Origin of the sequence: Streptomyces sp. SID4985, from assembly GCF_009863025.1 — a bacterium.
In the GTDB taxonomy this organism is placed as follows: domain Bacteria; phylum Actinomycetota; class Actinomycetes; order Streptomycetales; family Streptomycetaceae; genus Streptomyces.
The window spans coordinates 1-5,871 of the sequence record NZ_WWIR01000031.1 but is presented as its reverse complement, the minus strand read 5'-3'; the positions used below and the strand labels follow the sequence as shown (position 1 = coordinate 5,871).

General features: G+C 70.3%; 3 protein-coding genes, 1 tRNA gene and 1 pseudogene. All 5 read right to left on the bottom strand.

The annotated features are described in order from the left end of the window. Positions 1-692: pseudogene (locus GTW40_RS01305) on the bottom strand (hypothetical protein); the annotation flags it as partial. Positions 693-1,312: 620 nt separating this feature from the next. After that, positions 1,313-1,385: transfer RNA gene (locus GTW40_RS01300), tRNA-Lys, on the bottom strand. Between the two features lie 76 nt (positions 1,386-1,461). Beyond that, complete coding sequence (locus GTW40_RS01295; RefSeq protein ID WP_161178282.1) at positions 1,462-2,976, bottom strand: amino acid permease; 1,515 nt, start codon at positions 2,974-2,976, stop codon at positions 1,462-1,464. Between the two features lie 139 nt (positions 2,977-3,115). Continuing rightward, a complete protein-coding gene (locus GTW40_RS01290; protein WP_161178281.1) occupies positions 3,116-5,275 on the bottom strand; it encodes a DEAD/DEAH box helicase in 2,160 nt (719 codons plus the stop codon). A gap of 238 nt (positions 5,276-5,513) precedes the next feature. Further along, positions 5,514-5,871, bottom strand: a 358-nt coding sequence (locus tag GTW40_RS01285) for a hypothetical protein (protein ID WP_202485217.1), incomplete at its 5' end; no start/stop codon positions are given.

Here is a 5,871-nt window from a genome sequence, read left to right as displayed (position 1 = left end):
CCGCCACCCTGAGTCCCGCCCTGGGTGTTACCGGTCCCGCCCTGGGTTCCACCCTGCGTGTTGCCGGTTCCGCCCTGCGTGCCGCCCTGGGTGTTGCCCTGGCCGCCGATCTGGGTGCCTCCGATCGTGTTGCCGGTCCCGCCGCTGATCGTGTTGTTGACGATGTTGGTCGTGTTGTTGGTGACCTGGTTCACCACGGTGGGCGGCAACCCGAGCCGCTGTGCCTCCGCTTGGGCCGTCTGCCGCCCGATGGCGACTGCCTGGGCCTGGGACGCTCCGCTGCGTACCGCCTGCTGCGCGGCCGCCGTACCCTTCGCGGTCGCCGCGGCCGCCGCGGCGGACTCCGAGGCGTTCCCGCCGGCTCCCGATCCGGAGGACGAGCACTGCGTGCCGCCTACGGCGATGGGGCCACCGCCGGTGACGCCGACCTGGACGTTGCCGTTAGCCCCCGCGGAGACGCGAGAAATAGTCTGTCCGCCGCGCGTGACGTTGTACGACTGATCCGGGGTGAATCCGCTTCCCTGCACCATTCCGTTCTGCAGGCTGCATGTTGCCGAGGGAGCCGCAGCAGCCGGATTTGCGGGAAAGGCGAAAACAGCCGCCCCTGCCGACAGCGTCGCGGTTATCGCGGCTGCCACAATTCCTTTTCTCATGAATTTCTCTTCTCCTGCGGGGGTGATTCCGATACTCACCGAACGCATCGGACAGTCGACCCGAACCAGGGAAATGAATGCCGCTCATCGGATTCAGGCACGCCGGACAAGCGGCTCGGTTCCCATGCTGGTCGCACCGGTAGGTCGCGTCAACTCAAGGCGCAGGTCAGGAAATAACTGCCCTCACCGCCGTCACCGGAAATAGCGACACGTCCGCCGAATACCACCCCGGGGCACCGCGTCACTTGACGCATAAAGTAGCGACACTCTTGTGGTCATAAATGGCCACGCCCGAACGGCAACAATTTTTCACCATAGTCGCCCGCGGCTACCAGAATCCCGGTGAAGCTCGAAATGCCTCGCAATTCGAGTTTCCGGAACACGGGCATGATGCCGACACCGTCAGCCGCGCGAAGGCCGACCGGGCCCCACCCTCGTGACCACCCCGCCCGCCCCCGGCAGAACCACCGCCCTCCGCGAGCGGTGCGGCATGAGCAGGGGTCAGTCCGCACACCCTCAAGACGATCGACCGCCCGGTCGCCTGTCTGACAGACCCTTCGGGCCAGCAGCGGGCCAGGAGCGGACCGACAGCGGATCGGACACCGGACAAAAAGGAAAAGACCCCCGCTCAACTCTGCGTCGAACGGGGGTCCTTCTCGTAGGCCCTGTGGGACTCGAACCCACAACCAATGGATTAAAAGTCCACTGCTCTGCCAATTGAGCTAAGGGCCCAGGCGATGTTGCCTGTCCGAGCATAGCGGGAGGTGGCCGTGTCTCCGATCGGGTATCGGGGACACGGCCGCGTCGGTCACTCGGGGGACGGGGCCCGGGGGGTGGATCGGTCGGGGTTGAGGAACCAGTGGCGGGCCGAGGCGAGCCACCAGGTCGCCGCGAAGCCGAGGACCACCAGGACGGCGATCGGGGCGTAGTTGAAGGTCTCCCAGGTGACGGGGGAGACCTGGGGGAGCATGAAGAGGATCGTGATCAGGACGACCCAGACGACCGAGACGATGCCGATCGGGACCGACCAACGGCCCAGATGCCAGGGGCCGCGGGTGAAGGCGTCGCCCTTGCGGACGCGCAGCAGCGTCGGGATGACGTACGCGATGTAGAGGCCGATGACCGCGATGGACGTCACGGCCGCGTACGCCGTCGAGTTGATGAGGTACGGGAGGCCCAGGACGAGGGCGCCGAGGGCCGCCAGCCAGACCGCCGCGACGGGGGTGCGGGTGCGGGGGCTGACCGTGTGCCAGATGTGGGAGAAGGGCAGCGCGCCGTCGCGGGAGAAGGCGTAGATCATGCGGCTGTTGGCCGTCACGGAGGCCATGCCGCAGAAGAGCTGGGCCCCGATGACGACCAGGAGGAGGAGCTTGCCGGTCGTGGCGCCGAGGGCGTCGAGGAGGATCTGGGCCGGGGGCGCGCCGGTCGGGGACGACAGCGCCTTGTCGTACGACTGGATCGCGAAGGTGAAGCCGAGGAGCAGGACGAAGCCCGCGATCCAGGAGGTCCAGATGGAGCGGACGATGCCCTTCGGGCCCGCCGTCGCCGCGTCGTGGGTCTCCTCGGTCATGTGGGCGGAGGCGTCGTAGCCGGTGAAGGTGTACTGCGCCATCAGGAGGCCGAGCAGGACCACGTAGAAGGAGCTGCCCCAGCCCGTCTCGTTGACGAACTTGGTGAACACGAAGGACGTCGACTGGTGGTGGTCCGGCAGGATCGCCAGCGCGCCGACGATGACGGCCACGCCCACCACGTGCCACCACACGCTGACGCTGTTGAGCAGCGCGACGATGCGGACGCCGAAGGTGTTCAGCAGACCGTGCAGCAGCAGGATCGCGGCGAAGAGGAGGACCGTGCGGCCGGGGGTCACCTCGAAGCCGAACTGGAGGTTCAGCCAGGCGCCGAGGAAGGACGCCGCGCCGAAGTCGATGCCGGCGGTCACCGCGACCTGCCCCAGCACGTTGAACCAGCCCGTGAACCACGCCCATGCGGCCGCCGACCGCTCCGGGGCGAGCCGGTGCGCCCAGAAGTACAGCCCCGCCGAGGTGGGATACGCGGAGCAGATCTCGGCCATCGACAGCCCGACGAACAGGGTCATCAGGCCGACCGCCACCCAGCCCCAGGTGATCACCGCCGGGCCGCCGGTCACCATGCCGAAGAGGTACAGCGTGAGACACCCGGACAGGACCGAGATGATCGTGAAGGACACGGCGTAGTTCGAGAACGCCGACATGCGGCGCGCCAGCACCTGTGTGTAGCCGAGCTGGGCGAGCCGCTCCTCGTCGGAGAGGACCGGCTCGCCGCCGATTTTCGTATCGTCTGTCATGCCCCCAGCAATTCCCTGGGGGCCGACGTGACATGCGTCACTCGATGGCCGGAAACCGCCGGAAACCATCGGGTAACACGAAGGGCCCGTACGGAGGCGAATCCGTACGGGCCCTTCGTCAGTTCGGGCTCATGAGCCGTCAGCCGTTGCGCTTCCAGCGGGGCTTGTCGTCGCGGCGGCCGAAGGAGGAGGAGCCGCCGGTGTTGCCGCGGTGGTCGTCACGGCGGCCCTGCGGGCGGTCGTGGCCGCCGGAGCGGAAGCCCGGGCGGTCGTCGCGGCGCTCGCGGTTGAACGGGCGGTCGCTGCCCCGGTGGCCGGTGCGCTCGTCGCGGCGGAAGCCGCCACGGTCGCCCCGGTCGTCACGGCGCTCGAAGGTACGGCCACCACGGTCGTCACGGCGCTCGAAGGAGCCGCCGTTGCCACGGTCGCGGTCGAAGGAGCGGCCGCCACGGTCGTCACGGCGCTCGAAGCCACGGCCGCCACGGTCGTCACGGCGGTCGTCACGGCGCTCGAAGGTACGGCCACCACGGTCGTCACGGCGCTCGAAGCCGCCACGGTCACCACGGTCGTTGCGGTCGCGGTCGAAGCCACGGCCACCACGGTCGTCGCGACGCTCGAACCCACGGCCACCACGGTCGTCACGGCGGTCACGGTCGAAGGAACGGCCGCCACGGTCGTCACGACGCTCGAAGCCACGGCCACCACGGTCGTCACGACGCTCGAAGCCACGGCCGCCACGGTCGTCACGGCGCTCGGTCTCGCGCGCGGCCGGACGCTCCGCCTCGGCGGACGCCTCGGCAACCGCCTGCTCGGCGGACGCCTGGGCCTCGGCGACGGCGGCCTCCGGGTCCTCGCCACGGTCGCGGGCGACCCGGGCGACGAGGCGGTCGGCCTCGTCGCGCAGCTCGGCGGCGCGGCGCTGGGCGCGCTCCAGCTCCTTGGTGAGCTGGGCGACCTCGCGCTCGGCCTGCTGCGCGGCGTTGCCCGCCGACTCGGCCTGGACCTCGGTCATGGAGCGGGCGCCGGTGATCTCGGCGACCTCGGCGTCGAAGGCGTCGCCGCCCTGGATGATGTGACGCCCGGCGTCGACACCGGCGTCCTCCATCAGACGGAAGATCTGACGGCGCTGGTGCGGCAGCGACAGGGAGACGACCGTGCCGGTACGGCCCGCGCGGGCGGTACGGCCGGCGCGGTGCAGGTAGTCCTTGTGGTCGCCCGCCGGGTCGACGTTCAGGACCAGGTCGATGCCGTCGACGTGGATACCGCGCGCGGCGACGTCGGTGGCGACCAGGACGTTGACGTAACCGTCCTTGAAGTCGGCCAGGGTGCGGGTGCGGGCGCCCTGGGTCATGCCGCCGTGCAGCGCGTCGGCCTTCACGCCGGACTCGCGCAGCTGCTCGGCGACGCGGTCGGCGCCCAGCTGGGTACGGACGAAGATGATCGTGCGGCCCTTGCGGGAGGCGATCGCGGCGGTGACCGGCGCCTTGTCCTTGGGCTTCACGATGAGGATGTGGTGCGACATGGTCGTCACCGCGCCCTGGGCCGCGTCCACCTCGTGCGAGACCGGGTCGACCAGGTAGCGCTTGACCAGCGTGGAGATCTCGTTCTCCATGGTGGCCGAGAAGAGCATGCGCTGGCCGCCGGCCGGGACCTGGTCGAGCAGCTCGGTGACCTCGGGCAGGAAGCCCAGGTCGGACATCTGGTCGGCCTCGTCGAGGACCGCGACCTGCACGTCCTCCAGCGAGCAGGCGCCGCGGTTGATGATGTCGCGCAGGCGGCCCGGGGTGGCGACGAGGATGTCGACGCCGCGCTCCAGGGCGTAGATCTGGTTGCCCATCGAGGTACCGCCGCAGACGACCTTCATCTTCAGGCCGAGGACGTCGCCGTAGGGCTGGAGGGCGTCGGCGACCTGCATCGCCAGCTCGCGGGTCGGCGTCATGATGACGGCGCGCGGGCGCTTCTTCTCGGTGCGGCCGCCGGCCAGCGTGGCCAGGGTCGGCAGACCGAAGGAGAGGGTCTTGCCGGAGCCGGTGCGGCCACGGCCGAGGATGTCCTTGCCGGCCAGGGCGTCCGGGATGGTCGCGGCCTGGATCGGGAAGGGGGTGGTGACACCGTTCTGGGCGAGCTTGCGCACGATGCCCTCGGGGAGACCGAGGTCGGCGAAGGTGATCTCGGGGGTGGTGTCGGTGATGTCGGCGGCCTCGACGGCCTCGACGACAGCGATGACCTCGTTCGTCTCGTCGACGGGGGCGTCCCCGTTCTCGGGCGCGACGAACTGGTCAGTACTGGAAACGGACATGCGAATGCGAAACCTTCCGGAGTCTCTCGGCACGCGCCCGTCAACTCCGTGTTTCGCTCTACGACCGCCTAGATGCGGTCCGCCACGGCAAAGGAGAGTACGCGCCACACGGCGCGCTCTGCGGTGGCGCCGGGCAAATGGGATCAAACGATCTACCACCATACGCACCCCCCACCCCCGAAGGCAAACCCGCCGGTGGGGGCCGTAAGCGGCCCCGTCGAGCCGCGCGGGGACGCCGCTACGCCGCCACCGCCACCGCCGGGAGCGGCACCCGTCCGGCCAGTTGCGGCGCCGGGTCCTCGTGCGCCGAGGAGGACGGCTCGGCCGACGGGGGCGTGGTGTCCGGCGGCGGGGGGCTGGAGGCGGGCGGCTCCGGCGGGGCCGAGCTGGCCGGCGGGGTCGGCGGCACGTTGGTCGGAGCGGGCTCGCCCGGGTGCACGGTCCGGTCCGGCTGCGACGGCGCCGCCGAGCGGTCGTGCTTGCCGGAGGCGCTGGCGGACGCGGACGCCGACTCGCCCGGCTTCTTCTTGCCGCCGTGCCCGTGCTTGTCGTCGGCCGCCGCCTCCTCGTGCTCCTGACCGCCGCCGCCCGCGACC